At 55.2% G+C, this 20548-nt stretch carries 19 protein-coding genes; 17 read left to right on the top strand and 2 right to left on the bottom strand.

The features are described from left to right. Positions 1 to 12 precede the first annotated feature (12 nt). The 8 genes from nuoG (at position 13) to nuoN (ending at position 10043) form a co-directional block, all read left to right on the top strand. Complete coding sequence (gene nuoG, locus HVZ39_RS08215) at positions 13 to 2739, top strand: NADH-quinone oxidoreductase subunit NuoG (protein WP_032931989.1); 2727 nt, start codon at positions 13 to 15, stop codon at positions 2737 to 2739. Then, a complete protein-coding gene (gene nuoH / locus HVZ39_RS08220) occupies positions 2736 to 3713 on the top strand; it encodes an NADH-quinone oxidoreductase subunit NuoH (RefSeq protein ID WP_016153834.1) in 978 nt (325 codons plus the stop codon). The genes nuoG and nuoH overlap by 4 nt, the downstream gene beginning before the upstream one ends. A 14-nt stretch (positions 3714 to 3727) precedes the next feature. After that, entirely contained in the window at positions 3728 to 4270 is a 543-nt protein-coding gene (gene nuoI, locus HVZ39_RS08225) for an NADH-quinone oxidoreductase subunit NuoI (RefSeq protein WP_005129470.1), read from the top strand. An 11-nt stretch (positions 4271 to 4281) separates the two neighbouring features. After that, positions 4282 to 4836 carry an NADH-quinone oxidoreductase subunit J gene (gene nuoJ / locus HVZ39_RS08230; RefSeq protein ID WP_016153833.1) on the top strand — a complete coding sequence of 185 codons (555 nt, stop codon included), beginning with the start codon at positions 4282 to 4284 and terminating at the stop codon, positions 4834 to 4836. Next, a complete protein-coding gene (nuoK, locus tag HVZ39_RS08235) occupies positions 4833 to 5135 on the top strand; it encodes an NADH-quinone oxidoreductase subunit NuoK (RefSeq protein WP_006683663.1) in 303 nt (100 codons plus the stop codon). The genes nuoJ and nuoK overlap by 4 nt, the downstream gene beginning before the upstream one ends. Continuing rightward, positions 5132 to 6973, top strand: a complete 1842-nt coding sequence (gene nuoL, locus HVZ39_RS08240; protein WP_016153832.1) for an NADH-quinone oxidoreductase subunit L — start codon at positions 5132 to 5134, stop codon at positions 6971 to 6973. Before nuoK ends, nuoL begins: the two co-directional genes overlap by 4 nt. Before the next feature lie 76 nt (positions 6974 to 7049). Next, on the top strand, positions 7050 to 8579 hold the full coding sequence (gene nuoM, locus HVZ39_RS08245) for an NADH-quinone oxidoreductase subunit M (RefSeq protein WP_016153831.1): 1530 nt from the start codon (positions 7050 to 7052) through the stop codon (positions 8577 to 8579). 6 nt (positions 8580 to 8585) lie between these two features. Further along, positions 8586 to 10043 (top strand): NADH-quinone oxidoreductase subunit NuoN, encoded by a 1458-nt coding sequence (nuoN, locus tag HVZ39_RS08250; protein ID WP_016153830.1) that lies wholly within the window; start codon positions 8586 to 8588, stop codon positions 10041 to 10043. Positions 10044 to 10136: 93 nt separating this feature from the next. Here nuoN and HVZ39_RS08255 read toward each other — a convergent pair whose 3' ends face one another. Both HVZ39_RS08255 and rbn read right to left on the bottom strand, forming a co-directional pair. Next, positions 10137 to 11141: a chemotaxis protein gene (locus HVZ39_RS08255; RefSeq protein WP_181633447.1), complete on the bottom strand. Its 1005-nt coding sequence runs from the start codon at positions 11139 to 11141 to the stop codon at positions 10137 to 10139. A 64-nt stretch (positions 11142 to 11205) separates the two neighbouring features. After that, positions 11206 to 12123, bottom strand: a complete 918-nt coding sequence (gene rbn / locus HVZ39_RS08260) for a ribonuclease BN (RefSeq protein ID WP_181633448.1) — start codon at positions 12121 to 12123, stop codon at positions 11206 to 11208. A gap of 67 nt (positions 12124 to 12190) precedes the next feature. Between rbn and HVZ39_RS08265 the strand changes: the two genes are divergently transcribed. From HVZ39_RS08265 to pmrD, 9 genes are all read left to right on the top strand, one after another. Then, entirely contained in the window at positions 12191 to 12652 is a 462-nt protein-coding gene (locus HVZ39_RS08265; protein ID WP_181633449.1) for a GNAT family N-acetyltransferase, read from the top strand. A 63-nt stretch (positions 12653 to 12715) separates the two neighbouring features. Beyond that, positions 12716 to 13021, top strand: a complete 306-nt coding sequence (elaB, locus tag HVZ39_RS08270; RefSeq protein WP_003027683.1) for a stress response protein ElaB — start codon at positions 12716 to 12718, stop codon at positions 13019 to 13021. A 104-nt stretch (positions 13022 to 13125) separates the two neighbouring features. Continuing rightward, entirely contained in the window at positions 13126 to 14424 is a 1299-nt protein-coding gene (gene menF / locus HVZ39_RS08275) for an isochorismate synthase MenF (protein WP_181633450.1), read from the top strand. Positions 14425 to 14508: 84 nt separating this feature from the next. After that, positions 14509 to 16179, top strand: a complete 1671-nt coding sequence (gene menD / locus HVZ39_RS08280; protein ID WP_181633451.1) for a 2-succinyl-5-enolpyruvyl-6-hydroxy-3-cyclohexene-1-carboxylic-acid synthase — start codon at positions 14509 to 14511, stop codon at positions 16177 to 16179. Then, entirely contained in the window at positions 16176 to 16934 is a 759-nt protein-coding gene (gene menH, locus HVZ39_RS08285) for a 2-succinyl-6-hydroxy-2,4-cyclohexadiene-1-carboxylate synthase (RefSeq protein ID WP_181633452.1), read from the top strand. The genes menD and menH overlap by 4 nt, the downstream gene beginning before the upstream one ends. A gap of 14 nt (positions 16935 to 16948) precedes the next feature. Next, entirely contained in the window at positions 16949 to 17806 is an 858-nt protein-coding gene (gene menB / locus HVZ39_RS08290) for a 1,4-dihydroxy-2-naphthoyl-CoA synthase (protein ID WP_003027671.1), read from the top strand. Next, entirely contained in the window at positions 17806 to 18768 is a 963-nt protein-coding gene (menC, locus tag HVZ39_RS08295) for an o-succinylbenzoate synthase (RefSeq protein ID WP_181633453.1), read from the top strand. Before menB ends, menC begins: the two co-directional genes overlap by 1 nt. Then, a complete protein-coding gene (gene menE / locus HVZ39_RS08300) occupies positions 18765 to 20189 on the top strand; it encodes an o-succinylbenzoate--CoA ligase (protein WP_181633454.1) in 1425 nt (474 codons plus the stop codon). Before menC ends, menE begins: the two co-directional genes overlap by 4 nt. A gap of 95 nt (positions 20190 to 20284) precedes the next feature. Beyond that, entirely contained in the window at positions 20285 to 20548 is a 264-nt protein-coding gene (gene pmrD / locus HVZ39_RS08305; protein WP_103928404.1) for a signal transduction protein PmrD, read from the top strand.

A 20548-nucleotide genomic window follows, 5' to 3' on the forward strand; every position in this document is an offset into this window, starting at 1 on the left:
AGCATGCTGACTATGGCTACGATTCATGTAGACGGCAAAGAATATGAGGTCAACGGAGCGGACAACCTGCTGGAAGCTTGTCTGTCTCTCGGCCTTGATATTCCGTACTTTTGCTGGCACCCGGCGCTGGGAAGCGTCGGTGCTTGCCGCCAGTGTGCGGTGAAGCAATATCAAAACGCGGAAGACACGCGTGGTCGCCTGGTGATGTCTTGTATGACACCGGCCACCGAAGGCACCTTTATTTCAATTGATGACGAAGAAGCGAAGCAGTTCCGCGAAAGCGTAGTGGAGTGGTTGATGACTAACCACCCGCACGACTGTCCGGTCTGTGAAGAGGGCGGTAACTGCCACCTTCAGGATATGACCGTCATGACCGGTCATAGCTTCCGTCGCTACCGCTTCACGAAGCGTACTCACCGCAACCAGGACCTGGGGCCGTTCATCTCTCACGAAATGAACCGCTGCATCGCCTGCTATCGCTGCGTACGTTACTACAAAGATTACGCCGATGGTGCGGATCTGGGCGTCTATGGCGCACATGACAACGTCTACTTTGGTCGTCCGGAAGACGGTACGCTCGAAAGCGAATTCTCCGGTAACCTGGTGGAAATTTGCCCGACCGGCGTCTTCACCGATAAAACGCACTCCGAGCGTTATAACCGTAAATGGGACATGCAGTTTGCGCCGAGCATCTGCCAGCAGTGTTCTATCGGTTGTAACATCAGCCCGGGCGAGCGCTACGGTGAACTGCGTCGTATCGAAAACCGCTACAACGGTACCGTTAACCACTACTTCCTCTGCGACCGTGGTCGTTTTGGCTATGGTTACGTGAACCTGAAAGACCGTCCGCGTCAGCCGGTACAGCGTCGTGGCGATGACCTGATCACGCTGAACGCCGAACAGGCGATGCAGGGCGCGGCAGATATTCTGCGTCAGTCGAAGAAAGTGATTGGTATCGGCTCTCCGCGTGCCAGCGTTGAAAGTAACTTCGCGCTGCGTGAACTGGTCGGTGCGGATAACTTCTATACCGGTATTGCCCAGGGCGAGCAGGAACGTCTGCAACTGGCTCTGAGCGTGCTGCGTGACGGCGGTATTCATACCCCGGCACTGCGCGAAATCGAGTCATACGATGCGGTTCTGGTCCTGGGCGAAGATGTCACCCAAACCGGCGCGCGCGTTGCGCTGGCAGTGCGTCAGGCGGTGAAAGGTAAAGCGCGTGAAATGGCGGCGGCGCAGAAAGTGGCCGACTGGCAGATTGCGGCAATCCTCAATATTGGCCAGCGCGCCAAGCACCCGCTGTTCGTTACCAACGTCGATAACACCCGTCTGGATGATATCGCGGCATGGACCTACCGTGCGCCGGTTGAAGATCAGGCGCGTTTAGGTTTCGCTATCGCCCATGCACTGGATAACAACGCACCGGCGGTTGACGGTATCGACCGTGACCTGCAGAACAAAATTGACGTCATCGTTCAGGCTCTGGCCGGGGCGAAGAAACCACTGATTATTTCCGGTACCAACGCCGGTAGCGCCGACGTGATTCAGGCTGCTGCCAACGTGGCGAAGGCGCTGAAAGGCCGTGGCGCAGACGTCGGGATCACCATGATTGCTCGCTCTGTCAACAGTATGGGGCTGGGTATGATTGGCGGTGGTTCCCTCGACGACGCGCTGACCGAGCTGGAAACCGGTCGTGCTGACGCCGTTGTGGTGTTGGAAAATGACCTGCATCGCCATGCTTCAGCAACGCGTGTGAACGCCGCGCTGGCGAAAGCGCCGCTGGTACTGGTTGTTGACCATCAGCGCACGGCTATTATGGAAAACGCCCATCTGGTGCTTTCCGCCGCTAGCTTCGCCGAAAGCGATGGTACGGTAATTAACAACGAAGGTCGCGCCCAGCGTTTCTTCCAGGTCTATGACCCATCCTACTACGACAGCAACACCGTAATGCTGGAAAGCTGGCGCTGGTTGCACTCGCTGCACAGTACCGTGCAGAGTCGTGAAGTGGACTGGACGCAGCTCGACCATGTTATCGACGCGGTCGTTGAGAAGTTACCGCAGTTGGCGGGTATTAAAGATGCCGCGCCGGATGCAAGCTTCCGTATCCGTGGACAGAAACTGGCACGTGAACCGCACCGCTACAGTGGTCGTACCGCAATGCGCGCCAACATCAGCGTTCACGAACCGCGTCAGCCGCAGGACAAAGACACCATGTTCGCTTTCTCTATGGAAGGGAACAACCAACCGTCTGCGCCGCGTTCACAAATTCCGTTTGCCTGGGCTCCGGGCTGGAACTCCCCACAGGCGTGGAACAAGTTCCAGGATGAAGTGGGCGGTAAACTGCGTCATGGCGATCCGGGCGTGCGTCTGATCGAAGCTTCTGCAGATGGTCTGGATTACTTCACAACCGTTCCGGCGAGCTTCCAGGCTCAGGATGGTCAGTGGCGTGTCGCGCCTTACTATCATCTGTTTGGTAGTGACGAAATGTCCCAGCGTGCGCCTGTCTTCCAGACCCGTATGCCGCAGCCGTACATCAAACTCAACCCGGCTGATGCCGCGAAGTTGGGTGTGAATGCCGGTACGCGCGTATCTTTTAGCTACGATGGCAACACGGTTACGCTGCCGGTTGAAATCGCTGAAGGATTAACGGCAGGGCAGGTTGGTTTGCCAATGGGTATGCCTGGCATCGCGCCGGTTCTGGCTGGTGCACGTCTTGAGGATCTGCAGGAGGCACAACAATGAGTTGGATTACACCCGATCTGATTGAGATCCTGCTGAGCGTTCTCAAAGCGGTCGTGATTCTGCTGGTGGTGGTCACCTGCGGGGCATTCATGAGCTTTGGCGAACGTCGTCTGCTCGGTCTGTTCCAGAACCGTTACGGACCGAACCGTGTTGGCTGGGGCGGTTCGCTCCAGCTGGTTGCGGACATGATCAAGATGTTCTTTAAAGAAGACTGGATCCCGAAATTCTCGGATCGCGTCATCTTTACCCTGGCACCGATGATCGCCTTTACCTCGCTGCTGCTGGCTTTCGCCATCGTGCCGGTGAGCCCGAACTGGGTGGTTGCTGACCTGAACATCGGGATCCTGTTCTTCCTGATGATGGCAGGCCTCGCGGTATACGCGGTGCTGTTCGCAGGCTGGTCCAGTAACAACAAATACTCGCTGCTCGGTGCGATGCGTGCGTCTGCGCAGACGCTGAGCTACGAAGTGTTCCTCGGACTTTCCCTGATGGGCGTGGTGGCGCAGGCCGGTTCATTTAACATGACCGACATCGTCAACAACCAGGCTGATATCTGGAACGTTATTCCGCAGTTCTTTGGTTTTGTCACCTTTGCCATCGCGGGCGTGGCGGTGTGTCACCGTCACCCGTTTGACCAGCCAGAAGCCGAGCAGGAACTGGCCGACGGTTACCACATTGAATACTCCGGTATGAAATTCGGTCTGTTCTTCGTGGGTGAGTACATCGGCATCGTCACCATTTCTGCACTGATGGTTACCCTGTTCTTCGGTGGCTGGCATGGTCCGTTCTTACCGCCATTCGTCTGGTTCGCGCTGAAAACCGCGTTCTTCATGATGATGTTCATTTTGATTCGTGCGTCGTTACCGCGTCCTCGTTATGACCAGGTAATGTCCTTCGGCTGGAAAGTCTGTCTGCCGCTGACGCTCGTCAACTTGCTGGTAACGGCGGCTGTCATTCTCTGGCAGGCGCAATAAGGGACACAAAGACCATGACCTTAAAAGAATTGTTAGTAGGTTTCGGCACCCAGGTACGCAGTATCTGGATGATCGGCCTGCATGCGTTCGCGAAACGCGAAACGCAGATGTACCCGGAAGAGCCGGTCTATCTACCGCCCCGTTTTCGTGGTCGTATCGTTCTGACCCGTGACCCAGACGGCGAAGAGCGCTGCGTTGCCTGTAACCTGTGTGCGGTAGCGTGTCCGGTAGGCTGTATCTCTTTGCAAAAAGCAGAGACCAAAGATGGCCGCTGGTATCCGGAGTTTTTCCGCATTAACTTCTCACGCTGCATTTTCTGCGGCCTGTGCGAAGAAGCCTGTCCGACAACGGCTATTCAGCTGACTCCAGATTTCGAGCTGGGTGAGTACAAGCGCCAGGACCTGGTTTACGAGAAAGAGGATCTGCTGATCTCCGGTCCGGGTAAATACCCGGAATATAACTTCTACCGGATGGCAGGTATGGCAATCGACGGCAAAGATAAGGGCGAAGCAGAGAACGAAGCCAAGCCTATCGACGTCAAGAGCCTGTTACCGTAAGGAGAGGGGCAATGGAGTTCGCTTTTTATATCTGTGGCCTGATAGCCATTCTCGCAACCTTGCGGGTGATCACCCATACCAATCCGGTACACGCACTGCTGTACCTGATTATTTCGCTGCTGGCGATTTCCGGTGTGTTCTTCTCGTTAGGTGCTTACTTCGCGGGGGCGCTGGAAATAATCGTCTACGCGGGCGCCATCATGGTGTTGTTCGTGTTCGTGGTCATGATGCTCAACCTCGGTGGTTCTGAAATTGAACAGGAACGCCAGTGGCTGAAACCGCAGGTGTGGATTGGACCGGCGATTCTGTCGGCCATCATGCTGGCGGTTATTGTTTATGCCATTCTGGGTGTTAACGATCAGGGCATCGACGGGACGCCAATTAGCGCGAAAGCTGTCGGTATTTCCCTGTTCGGACCGTATGTACTGGCGGTCGAGCTGGCTTCGATGCTGCTGCTGGCAGGTCTGGTTGTAGCCTTCCACGTAGGGCGCGAAGAGCGTTCTGGTGAAGTGCTGAGCAATCGCACCGATGACCGCGCGAAAAGAAAAACGGAGGAGCACGCATGATCCCCTTACAACATGGACTGATCCTCGCGGCTGTCTTATTCGTACTGGGCTTAACCGGTCTGGTTATCCGCCGCAATCTGCTGTTTATGCTGATCGGGCTGGAAATCATGATTAACGCCTCCGCGCTGGCCTTCGTGGTCGCCGGAAGCTACTGGGGCCAGACCGATGGTCAGGTGATGTATATTCTCGCCATCAGCCTTGCGGCTGCGGAAGCGAGCATTGGACTTGCGCTGTTGCTGCAACTTCATCGCCGTCGCCAGAACCTGAACATCGATTCAGTAAGTGAGATGCGTGGATGAACATGCTTGCCTTAACCATTATTCTGCCATTTATTGGCTTTGTATTACTGGCGTTCTCTCGCGGTCGTTGGTCAGAAAATCTGTCCGCGACCGTGGGCGTCGGGTCGATTGGCCTGGCGGCGCTGGTGACCGCGTTTGTTGGCGTTGACTTCTTTGCTAATGGTCAACAGGCCTACAGCCAGCCGCTGTGGACGTGGATGTCTGTCGGTGACTTCAATATCGGTTTTAACCTGGTGCTGGACGGCCTGTCGCTGACCATGCTCAGTGTGGTGACCGGTGTGGGTTTCCTGATCCACATGTTCGCCTCCTGGTATATGCGCGGTGAAGAGGGATACTCCCGTTTCTTCGCCTACACCAACCTGTTTATCGCCAGCATGGTGGTTCTGGTACTGGCGGATAACCTGCTGCTGATGTACCTCGGCTGGGAAGGCGTGGGCCTGTGCTCCTATCTGCTGATCGGTTTCTATTACACCGATCCGAAGAATGGCGCTGCGGCAATGAAAGCCTTCGTGGTGACCCGTGTGGGTGACGTGTTCCTCGCCTTCGCATTGTTTATCCTCTACAACGAGCTGGGCACGCTGAACTTCCGCGAAATGGTGGAACTGGCACCTGCTCACTTTGCAGATGGTAACAACATGCTGATGTGGGCAACCCTGATGCTGCTGGGCGGTGCGGTGGGTAAATCCGCGCAGCTGCCGTTGCAGACATGGCTTGCTGACGCGATGGCAGGTCCGACGCCTGTCTCCGCGCTGATCCACGCCGCGACGATGGTTACCGCCGGTGTCTACCTGATTGCACGTACTCACGGCCTGTTCCTGATGACGCCGGAAATCCTGCATCTGGTGGGGATTATCGGGGCTATCACTCTGGTACTGGCTGGTTTCGCCGCGCTGGTACAGACCGACATTAAACGCGTTCTCGCATACTCCACCATGAGCCAGATTGGTTATATGTTCCTGGCTCTCGGGGTTCAGGCGTGGGACGCGGCGATTTTCCACCTGATGACGCACGCCTTCTTTAAAGCGCTGCTGTTCCTGGCATCCGGCTCGGTTATCCTGGCCTGTCACCACGAACAGAACATCTTCAAGATGGGCGGCCTGCGTAAGTCTATTCCGCTGGTGTATCTCTGCTTCCTGATCGGTGGCGCGGCGCTGTCGGCTCTGCCGCTGATTACCGCAGGCTTCTTCAGTAAGGATGAGATTCTGGCCGGTGCGATGGCGAACGGTCATATTAATCTGATGGTTGCAGGTCTGGTCGGTGCGTTCATGACCTCTCTGTACACCTTCCGTATGATTTTCATCGTGTTCCACGGTAAAGAGCAAATTCACGCTCACGCAGGGAAGGGGATTACACATCATCTGCCGCTGATTGTGCTGATGATCCTGTCCACCTTCGTTGGCGCACTGATTGTGCCACCGCTGCAGGGTGTACTGCCTGCGACGACCGAGCTTGAACATGGTCGCGTGATGACCCTGGAAATTACCTCCGGTATCGTCGCGATAGCAGGCATTCTGATCGCAGCATGGCTGTGGCTGGGTAAACGTACTCTGGTGACGTCGATTGCCAACAGTGCGCCAGGCCGTCTGCTGGGTACCTGGTGGTATAACGCCTGGGGCTTCGACTGGCTGTACGACAAAGTGTTCGTCAAGCCGTTCCTGGGCGTTGCATGGCTGCTGAAACGCGATCCGCTGAACGCAATGATGAACATTCCGGCGATCCTTTCCCGCTTTGCAGGTAAAGGCCTGTTGTTAAGCGAGAACGGCTATCTGCGTTGGTATGTAGCATCAATGAGCATCGGTGCCGTCGTTGTGCTGGCTCTGTTGATGGTACTGCGTTGATCGTAAAGTGAATTTTATCCAAATTCGTTGAAAATCAGGCCTCTATTAGGGGCCTTAAAAAGGAATAAAAATCGCCATGTTACTACCCTGGCTAATATTGATTCCCTTTATCGGTGGCTTTCTGTGCTGGCAGACCGAACGCTTTGGCGTGAAGGTGCCGCGTTGGATCGCGCTGATTACCATGGGACTGACGCTGGCGCTTGGCCTGCAACTTTGGTTGCAGGGCGGCTATTCACTGACGCAATCCACTGGCATTCCGCAGTGGCAGTCTGAGTTTGTCCTGCCGTGGATCCCACGCTTTGGCATCTCGATTCATCTTGCTATCGACGGTCTGTCGCTGCTGATGGTGGTGCTGACCGGCCTGCTCGGTGTTCTGGCGGTACTTTGCTCCTGGAATGAAATCGAAAAATACCAGGGCTTTTTCCACCTGAACCTGATGTGGATCTTAGGCGGCGTAATCGGCGTGTTCCTTGCCATCGACATGTTCCTGTTCTTCTTCTTCTGGGAAATGATGTTGGTGCCGATGTACTTCCTGATCGCGCTATGGGGGCATAAAGCCTCTGACGGTAAAACGCGTATCACGGCAGCAACCAAGTTCTTCATTTATACCCAGGCGAGTGGTCTGGTGATGTTGATTGCCATCCTGGCGCTGGTGTTTGTGCACTACAAAGCGACCGGCGTGTGGACTTTCAACTATGAAGAATTGCTGAATACTCCGATGTCCCACGGCGTGGAATACCTGCTGATGCTGGGCTTCTTCATCGCTTTCGCGGTGAAAATGCCGGTGGTTCCGCTGCACGGCTGGTTGCCGGATGCTCACTCCCAGGCACCGACCGCAGGTTCCGTTGACCTGGCAGGTATCTTGCTGAAAACCGCAGCCTACGGTCTGCTGCGCTTCTCCCTGCCGCTGTTCCCGAATGCGTCAGCGGAGTTTGCGCCTATCGCAATGTGGCTTGGCGTCATCGGCATCTTCTACGGCGCGTGGATGGCCTTTAATCAGTACGACATCAAACGTCTGATTGCTTACACCTCCGTATCCCACATGGGCTTCGTACTGATTGCTATCTACACCGGCAGCCAGCTGGCATACCAGGGTGCGGTGATTCAGATGATCGCGCACGGCCTGTCCGCAGCCGGTCTGTTCATCCTGTGTGGTCAGCTGTACGAACGTCTGCACACGCGTGATATGCGTATGATGGGCGGCCTGTGGGGCAAAATGAAATGGTTGCCTGCGCTGTCAATGTTCTTTGCAGTGTGTACGCTGGGTATGCCGGGTACAGGTAACTTCGTTGGCGAATTTATGATTCTGTTCGGCAGCTACCAGGTGGTTCCGGTTATTACCGTGATCTCGACATTTGGTCTGGTGTTTGCTTCTGTTTACTCGCTGGCGATGCTGCATCGCGCTTACTTTGGTAAGGCGAAGAGCCAGATTGCCAGTGTTGAACTGCCAGGGATGTCGCTGCGTGAGCTGTTTATCATCCTGTTGCTGGTCGTGCTTCTGGTACTGCTTGGCTTCTATCCGCAGCCGATTCTGGATACCTCGCATTCTGCGATGAGCAACATCCAGCAGTGGTTTGTTAATTCCGTTACTACTACAAGGCCGTAAATCGCCATGACAATAACTCCACAACACCTGATTGCGCTGCTACCGCTGCTGATCGTCGGCTTGACGGTGGTGGTTGTGATGCTCTCCATTGCGTGGCGACGCAATCACTTCCTCAATGCCACGCTGTCGGTCATTGGGCTTAACGCCGCACTGGTTTCGCTCTGGTTTGTTGGCCAGGCGGGCGCTATGGACGTCACCCCGCTGATGCGGGTTGACGGTTTCGCCATGCTCTACACCGGGCTGGTGCTGCTGGCGAGTCTTGCCACCTGTACCTTCGCTTACCCGTGGCTGGAAGGCTACGACGACAACCGGGAAGAGTTCTATCTGCTGGTGCTGATTGCCGCGCTCGGCGGTATTCTGCTGGCTAACGCTAACCATCTGGCGGCGCTGTTCCTTGGTATTGAGCTTATCTCTCTTCCGCTGTTTGGTCTGGTTGGCTATGCGTTCCGTCAGAAACGTTCGCTGGAAGCCAGTATCAAATACACCATTCTGTCTGCCGCAGCGTCTTCCTTCCTGCTGTTTGGTATGGCGCTGGTATACGCGCAGTCTGGCAACCTGTCGTTTGTCGCGCTCGGTAAGAGCCTCGGCGACGGTATGCTGCAAGAACCGCTGCTGCTGGCGGGCTTCGGTCTGATGATTGTTGGCCTCGGCTTTAAACTCTCGCTGGTTCCATTCCACCTGTGGACGCCAGACGTATACCAGGGCGCTCCGGCTCCGGTTTCCACCTTCCTGGCGACGGCGAGCAAAATCGCTATCTTCGGCGTGGTGATGCGTCTGTTCCTGTACGCACCGGTAGGTGATAGCGAAGCGGTACGTATCGTGCTGGGTGTGATTGCCTTTGCTTCTATTATCTTCGGTAACCTGATGGCGCTGAGCCAGACCAACATCAAACGTCTACTTGGTTACTCATCTATCTCTCACCTCGGTTACCTGCTGGTGGCGCTGATTGCCCTGCAGAGCGGCGAGATGTCGATGGAAGCGGTTGGCGTTTACCTGGCCGGTTATCTGTTCAGCAGCCTCGGTGCGTTCGGTGTGGTCAGCCTGATGTCCAGCCCGTACCGCGGCCCGGATGCAGACTCTCTGTTCTCCTACCGTGGTCTGTTCTGGCATCGTCCAATCCTCGCGGCGGTGATGACGGTGATGATGCTGTCTCTGGCGGGTATTCCGATGACGCTGGGCTTTATCGGTAAGTTCTACGTACTGGCGGTGGGTGTGCAGGCTAATCTGTGGTGGTTGGTTGCCGCCGTGGTGGTGGGTTCCGCGATTGGTTTGTACTACTACCTGCGCGTTGCCGTGAGCCTGTACCTGAGCGCACCGCAGCAACTGAATCGCGATGCGCCGTCCAACTGGCAGTACAGCGCGGGCGGTATTGTGGTGCTGATTTCTGCCCTGCTGGTACTGGTGCTGGGTATCTACCCGCAACCGTTGATCAGCATCGTGCAGTTAGCGGCTCCGCTGATGTAATTCATCATGCTGTGATCGAAAAAGAGTCTGGACAATGTCCAGACTCTTTTTTTTTACCTGTCTATACTCGTCATACTTCAAGTTGCTGGGGCGTCAGGCCGAAAGTTGACGGCTCACCAGCGGGCCGCTGATGCCTTTCGCTGTGCGATCCATCACTTCCTGAATGACTGAAGACAGCTCATTGACTTCGAATTTGGCCACGTAACCATCAGCTTTCACTCGGCGTACGTGATCTTCATTGGCGCTACCGGAAAGTGAGGAGTGGATAACGACCGGGATCTTCTTCAGGCGTTCGTCGGTTTTTATCTTACGGGTAAGCGTAAAACCGTCCATCTCCGGCATTTCCAGATCGGTGAGCACCAGCGCAATCTTCTCGCTGATTGGTTTACCTTCCGCTTCTGCTTCTTCAGATAGCTGTTGTATATTTTCCCACGCATCCTGGCCCGTCACATGCATCAAGTGTGGGATCTCCATGGCGTTAAGCCCTTTTTCCAGCATCGCGCGAGCCACTTTGGAATCATCAGCCACAATCGCCACCGCACCCGGCGTAATGTTGAACTTATTGGTTTTCAGCTCTGTTGCGCGCAGGTCGTGGTTCGACGGTACAATATCGTACAGGATCTGTTCGACATCGAGCACCAGCGCCAGATTGTTAGTCTCTTTGTTGTCGTCCAGACAGGCGATACTGGTAATGTAGCGACCATTGACGGCTTTCTCGGCGGTATGCACCTGTTGCCAGTCCAGACGCATAATGTTTTCTACCGACTCCACCGCAAACGCCTGAACGCTGCGGGCATATTCCGTGATCAACAGGATGTTGAGTCCGGTCTCTGGCTTACAGCCCGCGACGGCAGGCAGATCAATCACCGGGATCACCTGATCGCGAATGTTAACCATACCCAGCAACGGGGCTTTCATACCTGCGGGACGCGTAAATGTCGGCATCGGTACGATTTCACGCAGTTTGAATACGTTGATGCCAAACAGTTCTGATTTCTGCTCCTCGACGGATTTGCCAAGGCGAAACAGCAGCAGTTCAAAACGGTTAGACAGGGTTAGGTTTGTCCTGTCATCAATATCTTTCTGGAAATTGTTCATCCTGTCCTCAGTGTGAAAGCCAGCCTTTCCACTGTTATCGGCACTGAGGCGGAAAAATGGAGCATTAAACGGTGAAAATGGCGAAATCGTGAGCCAGTTCAGTGTCTGGAAATATCGCTTTGCACTCTTCGAGTAACCGCTGACAGCCTTTTTCATCGTAGCGTGAGCTAACGTGGGTCATGATCAGGCGTCTCACTCCGGCCTCAAGCGCCAGCTGGGCGGCTTGTCGGGTCGAGCTGTGACCGCGGCTGTTGGCTTTTTCCTCCATTGAGGAGTCCAGTGTGGTTTCATGTACCATCACATCCACACCGCGTGCCAGTTCAATGGCGGACGCGCAAGGTCCTGTGTCGCCGAAAATAGCCACAGATTTTCCTCTGGTGGCAGGGGCGAGAAAATCGGCACCGTTAATCGCTCGACCATCCTCCAGCACGATGGTTTTCCCGGCTTTCAAATCCTGGAACCACGGGCCCGCTTTAACACCAGCCGCCTTCAAGGCGCTGGCGTCAAGTGCCCCCGGTTTGTCGTGCTCTTCAACACGAAAACCGTAGCACTCCAGCGGATGCTCCAGCGGGTATGCCGTTACTTTACGCAGGCCGTCATCAACAATTTCACCCGCGGTGATTTCGACAATATCCAGCGGATAATCGGTCCAGGAGCCGCTCAAACGCAAAGCCGTTTCGGTAAACTCTCGCAATCCCTTTGGTCCGTAAAGCGTCAGTGGCTGGACGTTCCCGGCCATTGAGCGACTGCACAGCAGCCCCGGTAAACCAAACAGGTGATCGCCGTGTAGATGGCTGATAAAAATACGTTCGAGTTTTCCAGGGTTAAATGGCGTGGTCAGCATCTGATGCTGCGTTCCTTCACCACAATCGAAAAGCCACAGCCCCGCCTGAGTCGGGTGTTGCAGATTCAGTAAAATTGCCGTTACATTGCGTGAGCGCGTGGGGACTCCCGCAGACGTGCCTAAAAATAGTAATTCCATCTTCGCGTTACACTTTTCGCCATCAATAAGGCAGGGTGTTCAGGTTATCACAACAAAGGGGCAGACTATGATTCACTGGCAAGATCTCCACCATGCAAAGCTCAATACACAGCAGCTGTACGCTATTCTTGAGCTTCGCTGTGCGGTATTTGTTGTTGAGCAACGGTGTCCGTATCAGGATGTGGATGGTGATGACCTGAGTGGTGAAAACCGGCACATTCTGGGTTGGCATAACGATGAACTGGTGGCGTATGCGAGGATTCTGAAAAGCGATGATGAGCTTGAGCCGGTCGTCATTGGTCGGGTGATTGTAAGCGAAGCGCTGCGGGGTGAAAAATTGGGGCAACAGCTAATGACTCAGACGTTGGCCTCCTGTACGCAGCATTGGCCGCACAAGGCGCTGTATCTGGGGGCGCAGGCACATTTGCAATCATTCTATGCGCGCTTTGGCTTTGTGCCGGTCACGGATATTTATGACGAAGACGGTATTCCACACGTCGGAATGGCGCGGGAAACACATCAGGCGTAAACAGGCGCAAACACGCCTGATTGTCTATAGTTAGCGGGTACGTCAATAGAAAGGGAGAATAAAATGTCTTTTCATTCTTATGAATCACGTATCGATGACGATCTGGAATTATTGAGTGAAACGCTGGAGGAGGTGCTGCGTTCTTCCGGCGATCCAGCCGATCAAAAATACCTTGAGTTAAAAGCGCGGGCAGAGCGGGCGTTAGAAGAGGTGAGAAATCGCGTCAGCCACGCCTCTGACAGCTACTATTACCGCGCGAAGAAAGCCGTTTGCCGGGCGGATGATTATGTGCATGAAAAACCCTGGCGCGGAATCGGCGTTGGCGCCACGGTCGGTTTAGTGATGGGATTATTGTTAGCACGGCGATAAATTCCATTCCGTCAGCGCATTTGTACGTACTCCCTAACTGGGGGTACTGCTTTTTCTGCTCAGTACCCCGTATAATGTGAGGTTTTTAACAGGGAGAGGTCCGCGTGCATTCAATCACTACTGCGCTGGAAAGTCTGATGCGTCATTTGTCGCAAGAGATACCAGCAGCACCTGGAATTCGTATTTACGATATCCCTTTCCCACTGAATGATGCGTTTGACGCTTTAGGATGGCTGGCCAGTCAACCCGTCTGGCCCCAGTTTTACTGGCAACAGCGTAATGGCGATGAAGAAGCCGCCGTACTGGGCGCTGTTGCTACATTTTCCTCGCTCGAATTAGCCCAGCATTTTTTACATCAGCATAAGGATAATCCTGACCTGCGTATCTGGGGCCTGAATGCCTTTGAGCCTCAGCGCGGCCATTTGTTATTGCCACGGCTGGAGTGGCGACGTTGCGCTGGGGTGGCGAGCTTACGCTTACATCTCTTTAGCGACGTGTCGCTGCGTGAAGACGCCGCGAAGGCGGTGGCGTTTATCTCATCGCTCGCCAACGTAAAGCCGCTGCCCGCATTGCGTCTGCGTTTGACGGGAGAACAGAACTGGCCGGATAAAACTGGCTGGACAGACCTGATAAAACTTGCCACGCAAACAATCAATGGGGAACAACTCGATAAGGTCGTGCTGGCGCGGGCGACCGATTTACAGTTTTCTCAGTCGGTTAACGCCGCGGCCGTGATGGCTTCCAGTCGTCGTCTAAACCTGAACTGCTACCATTTCTTTATGGCGTTCTCCGCAAAGTGTGCGTTTCTTGGTTCTTCCCCTGAACGTCTGTATCGGCGGCGTGACACGGCGCTGCGCACCGAGGCGCTGGCGGGAACCGTTGCCAACCACCCTGAGGATCATCGGGCCTGGCAATTGGGGGAATGGCTAATGAAAGATGATAAAAACCAGCGCGAGAATATGCTGGTGGTCGAAGATATTTGCCAGCGTCTGCAAGGCTGTACGCAAACTCTTGATGTGCTGCCGCCGCAGGTGCTTAGACTGCGCAAAGTGCAGCACCTGCGCCGCTGTATCTGGACGGAACTGAATCAGGCCGATGATACGCTTTGTCTGATGCAGCTCCAGCCCACGGCGGCAGTCGCAGGTATTCCGCGTGAGCTGGCGCGTGAATTTATCCAACAAAATGAACCGTTTGAACGCGAGTGGTATGCCGGTTCTGCGGGTTACCTTTCTCTGCGCCAAAGCGAGTTTTGCGTGTCATTACGGTCGGCGAAAATTAGTGAAAATGTGATACGCCTGTATGCCGGGGCAGGGATCGTGCGTGGTTCAGATCCTGAACAGGAATGGCAAGAAATAGACAATAAAGCGGCAGGACTGCGCACTTTATTACAGATGGAAGGGTAATGAGTTGTATATTACCGACTCATATCAAAAATCCATTTATTCGATTCTTTATACTGTGTCGCAATATTGATACCGGACAATCTCATGTCAGTAAGCGCATTTAACCGACGCTGGGCGGCGGTCATTCTGGAAGCACTCACTCGCCACGGCGTCAGGCATGTCTGCATTGCCCCTGGCTCTCGTTCTACACCGTTGACTCTGGCGGCTGCGGAAAACCCCGCTTTTATTCACCATACTCATTTTGATGAGCGTGGCCTTGGGCATCTGGCCTTAGGTCTGGCAAAAGTCAGCCGGCAGCCTGTCGCTGTGATTGTGACGTCCGGTACGGCGGTGGCAAATTTGTATCCCGCGTTGATTGAAGCGGGCCTGACCGGTGAAAAGCTGATTCTACTCACGGCTGACAGACCTCCTGAGCTTATCGACTGCGGCGCTAACCAGGCGATTCGTCAGGCCGGAATGTTTGCCTCGCATCCATCGCAAACGCTCTCTTTACCGCGCCCGACCCAGAACATTCCGGCTAGTTGGCTGGTATCCACCATTGATAACGCCTTAGCTGCGCTGCATAGCGGGGCGGTTCATATCAATTGCCCATTTGCGGAACCGCTGTATGGCGACATGGATGAAACGGGGATTGACTGGCAGCAGCGCCTTGGCGACTGGTGGCAGGATGATAAACCCTGGCTGCGTGAGGCGCGTCGGCTGGAAAGCGACAAACAGCGTGACTGGTTTTTCTGGCGACAAAAACGCGGCGTTGTTGTTGCAGGCCGCATGAGCGCGGAAGAGGGCAAAAAGGTTGCGCAGTGGGCGCAGATGCTAGGCTGGCCGCTGATTGGCGATGTTCTGTCACAAACCGGACAACCTTTGCCGTGCGCCGACCTGTGGTTGGGGAATGCGAAAGCGGTCACTGAATTACAGCAGGCGCAGATTGTGGTGCAGCTTGGCAGTAGCCTGACCGGAAAACGGCTCCTGCAATGGCAGGCCAGCTGTGATCCGCAGGAATACTGGATTGTCGATAATATCGAAGGCCGCCTTGATCCGGCTCACCATCGTGGGCGCAGGCTGGTAGCGACGGTTGGCGACTGGCTGGAGCTGCATCCGGCGGAGAAACGTCAGCCCTGGTGCGTGGAGATCCCACGCCTGGCGCAACTGGCCTGGAAGGCGGTAGAAGCCCGTCGCGACGCGTTTGGTGAAGCGCAATTAGCCCACCGTATCCGCGAATACTTGCCGGAGCAGGGACAACTGTTCGTGGGCAACAGTCTGGTGGTGCGCCTGATTGATGCGCTGTCGCAGCTTCCGGCGGGTTACCCGGTCTATAGCAACCGTGGCGCGAGCGGCATTGACGGCCTGCTGTCAACGGCAGCAGGCGTACAGCGCGCCAGCGCGAAATCGACGCTGGCTATCGTCGGCGATTTATCTGCGCTGTATGACCTCAATGCGCTGGCGTTATTGCGCCAGGTTTCCGCGCCGTTTGTCCTGATAGTGGTCAATAATAACGGCGGGCAAATTTTTTCCCTGTTGCCGACGCCAGCAAGCGAACGCGAACGGTTCTACCTGATGCCGCAGAACGTGCATTTTGAGCATGCTGCCGCCATGTTTAACCTTAAATACCAGCGCCCGGAAAACTGGGAGCAACTGGAGAGCGCGCTGACTAACGCCTGGCGTACTCCGGCGGCAACGGTGATTGAGCTGGTGGTAAACGAAACTGATGGGGCGCAAACCCTGCAGCAACTGCTGGCGCAGGTAAGCCATCTATGATCCTGCACGCGCAGGCGAAAGTGGGCCAGACGGGATTTCCCTGGCTGGTTTTCCTGCACGGTTTTTCCGGTGATTGTCGGGAATGGCAGACGGTTGGCGAAGCGTTTAAGCATTATTCGCGGCTGTATATCGACCTGCCGGGACACGGTGGCTCCGCTGACATCAGCGTGAGCGGATTCGACGACGTAAGCGCTTTGCTGCGTAACACGCTGCTTAGTTACAACATACTTAAATACTGGTTGGTAGGTTACTCTCTTGGCGGCAGAGTCGCGATGATGGCGGCTTGTCAGGAGATGCCAGGACTGTGCGGTCTGGTGGTTGAAGGTGGACATCCAGGCTTGCAAAGTGAGGAGGCGCGCGTTCAGCGTCGTCTCTCTGATGGTCGCTGGGCTGCGCGTTTTCGCGCTGAGCCGTTGTGCGAGGTGTTTATTGACTGGTATCAACAGCCGGTTTTTTCCTCGCTGAATGCGGCGCAAAGAGAAGCGCTGGTCGCACTGCGTAGCCAGAATAACGGGCATACGCTGGCAGCGATGCTGGAGGCCACCTCGCTAGCCGTACAACCTGATTTACGTGCGCAACTCACTACGCGCACATTTCCGTTTTATTATTTATGTGGTGAACGTGACGATAAATTCCGCGCTCTGGCGGCGGAAATATCCGTACCAAGCCATGTGATTCGTAATGCCGGACACAACGCGCATCGGGACAATCCCGCTGGCGTGGTGGACTGTCTGGCTCAGATTCTGCATCGCTGACTATAGGACATTTTATGATCTATCCTGATGAAACAATGCTTTACGCACCGGTAGAATGGCACGATTGCTCTGAAGGCTACACCGACATTCTCTACGAGAAATCCACCGACGGTATCGCAAAAATCACCATTAATCGTCCGCAGGTACGCAATGCCTTCCGTCCGGTCACCGTGAAAGAGATGATCCAGGCGCTGGCGGATGCTCGCTATGATGACAACATTGGCGTGATTATTCTGACCGGTGCTGGCGACAAAGCGTTCTGCGCAGGTGGCGATCAGAAAGTGCGCGGTGACTACGGCGGATACCAGGATGATTCCGGTGTGCATCACCTGAACGTACTGGACTTCCAGCGCCAGATTCGTACCTGTCCGAAGCCGGTAGTGGCGATGGTTGCAGGCTTTTCCATCGGCGGCGGCCATGTGCTGCACATGATGTGTGACCTGACCATTGCGGCTGAAAACGCCATCTTCGGCCAGACCGGTCCGAAAGTCGGTTCCTTCGATGGCGGTTGGGGTGCCTCTTACATGGCGCGTATTGTCGGTCAGAAAAAAGCGCGTGAAATCTGGTTCCTGTGCCGTCAGTACGATGCGAAGCAAGCGCTGGATATGGGCCTGGTAAACACCGTGGTTCCGCTGGCCGATCTGGAAAAAGAGACCGTACGCTGGTGTCGTGAAATGCTGCAAAACAGCCCGATGGCGCTGCGCTGCCTGAAAGCTGCACTGAACGCCGACTGCGATGGTCAGGCTGGTCTGCAAGAGCTGGCGGGTAACGCCACCATGCTGTTCTACATGACGGAAGAAGGTCAGGAAGGCCGTAACGCCTTTAACCAGAAACGTCAGCCGGATTTCAGCAAATTTAAACGGAATCCGTAATGCGTAGCGCGCAGGTATACCGCTGGCAGATCCCCATGGACGCGGGGGTGATTCTGCGCGACAGGCGGTTAAAAACGCGTGACGGGCTGTACGTTCGCCTTTGTGACGGCGAGCGCGAAGGGTGGGGAGAGATCTCCCCGCTGCCGGGCTTCAGTCAGGAGAGCTGGGAAGAGGCGCAAACCGAGCTGCTGGCCTGGGTCAACGGCTGGCTACAGGGGGATTCTTCCTTACCGCAGCAGCCTTCGGTCGCCTTTGGCGCAAGCTGTGCGCTGGCCGAACTGGCTGGCGTATTGCCAGAAGACGCAGACTACCGTGCGGCACCGCTGTGTACGGGTGATCCTGATGATCTGGTACTGCAACTGGCGGACATGCCGGGTGAAAAAGTAGCGAAGATTAAGGTCGGACTGTATGAAGCGGTTCGCGACGGTATGGTCGCCAACCTGCTGCTTGAGGCTATCCCGGAGCTGCATTTGCGACTTGACGCCAACCGAGCCTGGACGCCGTTGAAAGCCCAGCAGTTCGCGAAGTACGTTAATCCAGAGTACCGCGGGCGCATCGCTTTTCTCGAAGAGCCATGCAAAACCCGCGATGACTCTCGTGCTTTTGCGCGTGAAACCGGCATTGCCATTGCCTGGGATGAAAGCCTGCGTGAAGCGGATTTCATCTTCGAAGCCGAAGAGGGCGTCAAGGCAGTGGTTATCAAACCTACGCTGACGGGCAGTCTCGATAAAGTGCGCGAACAGGTGGCAGCGGCGCATGCACTTGGTCTCACCGCTGTTATTAGTTCGTCGATCGAGTCGAGCCTGGGCTTAACCCAACTGGCGCGAATTGCCGCCTGGCTGACGCCGCAGACCATTCCGGGGCTGGATACCCTGAGCCTGATGCAGTGCCAGCAGGTACGCACCTGGCCGGGTAGCGCATTGCCGTGTATCGATGTTGATGCGCTGGAACGCCTGTTATGACCCAGCGGGAAATGCCCGATAGCGTAAGCATATCGGGCCTGGTACAACTCGATGACTGGCCGTGGCGTCACTGGCGACAGGTTCGTGCAGAGGTGCCTGCTCTACGCCTCAACGATGAAGTATTAAGCTGGAGCGAGCTCTGCACGCGCGTTGACCATCTGGCCAGCGGTTTTGCCGCTCAGGGCGTGGAAGAGGGCGATGGCGTCCTGCTTCGCGCCTGGAATCATCCGCGTGCTTTGCTGGCCTGGCTGGCATTGTTGCAATGTGGGGCGCGGGTTTTACCTGTGAACCCACAGCTGCCTCAATCGCTGCTTGACGCGCTGGTCCCGGACTTAACGCTGCGTTTTGCGATGGATCTGGAGACCGCTAATGTTCTCGCGGGACTCCATCCGTTGCAGATGCAGGCAGTGCCAGGCAAGCATGCCGCCGCGTGGTTACCCCAGCGTTTGAGTACGATGACGTTAACCTCAGGTTCTACCGGATTGCCAAAGGCGGCGGTGCATACCTGTCAGGCTCATCTGGCAAGCGCGCAGGGCGTGCTGTCATTAATGCCGTTTGACGCTGAAGATGACTGGCTGCTCTCGCTGCCGCTGTTTCATGTTTCCGGCCAGGGTATTTTGTGGCGTTGGTTGTTTGCCGGGGCACGAATGACCGTGCGCGACAAGCAACCGTTGGAGCAAATGCTGGCTGGATGCACTCATGCTTCGCTGGTGCCCACGCAGCTGTGGCGCCTGCTGGTCAACAAAACGGCGGTAACGCTCAAAGCAGTGCTCTTGGGTGGCGCGGCAATTCCTGTTGAATTGACGGAACAGGCGCGCGAGCAAAGGATTCGCTGCTGGTGCGGTTACGGTTTAACGGAGTTTGCTTCTACGGTCTGTGCGAAAGAAGCGGATGGCCTGGCGGATGTGGGGTCACCCCTGGCAGGCAGAGAAGTCAGAATCGTTGGTGGTGAAGTCTGGCTGCGTGCCGCCAGCATGGCACAAGGTTACTGGCGTAACGGGCAACTGATTCCTTTAGTAAATGCGGAAGGCTGGTTTGCCACCCGCGATCGCGGGGTGTTGAAGGACGGCAAGTTAACCATTGTCGGTCGGATGGACAATCTGTTCTTTAGCGGCGGGGAAGGCATACAGCCGGAAGAGGTGGAACGCGTGATTGCTGCGCATCCGCATGTTCTGCAAGCTTTCATTGTGCCGATAGAAGACAAAGAGTTTGGTCATCGCCCGGTGGCGGTCGTTGAGTATGACACCAATGCGGGTGACACCAATCTGGCAGAATGGGTGAAAGATAAGCTGGCCCGCTTTCAGCAACCGGTATGCTGGCTGACATTGCCACCCGAACTAAAATCCGGAGGGATTAAAATCTCTCGTCGTGCGCTGTCAGATTGGGTAAGTACTTCATTGTTAAAATTAAGCAAACAGTAATTACATTTCTCACTTTCGCCATTGCGTCGCTATTGTCATTTTGTTTATCTGCTTAAGTGTAACCTGTTGTGAAATCTTTTAACAAAAGGTGCGCTATGGAATGGCATGTGAAGAAGTCTTGCTGTCACAAAAAAGCAGGCAGGCTCTATATCGTACTTTGTGATGGCGGCGGTTCGCTAAAGATGCTGGCTGAGGCTCAATCTTCCGAGTGGGTTAAGCCCGGAGACCTCCTTTCACCGCTGAAAGATGCCCTGTATTGCATTAATCGCGATACCTCACGGTTAATCAAAATAATTGATGCCAGACAGTACATGTGCGACGAATGGGAACGCCTGTTACGACTGTCTGAAGATAAATAA

This window comes from Citrobacter sp. RHB35-C21 (assembly GCF_013816515.1).
Lineage (GTDB): Bacteria > Pseudomonadota > Gammaproteobacteria > Enterobacterales > Enterobacteriaceae > Citrobacter > Citrobacter braakii.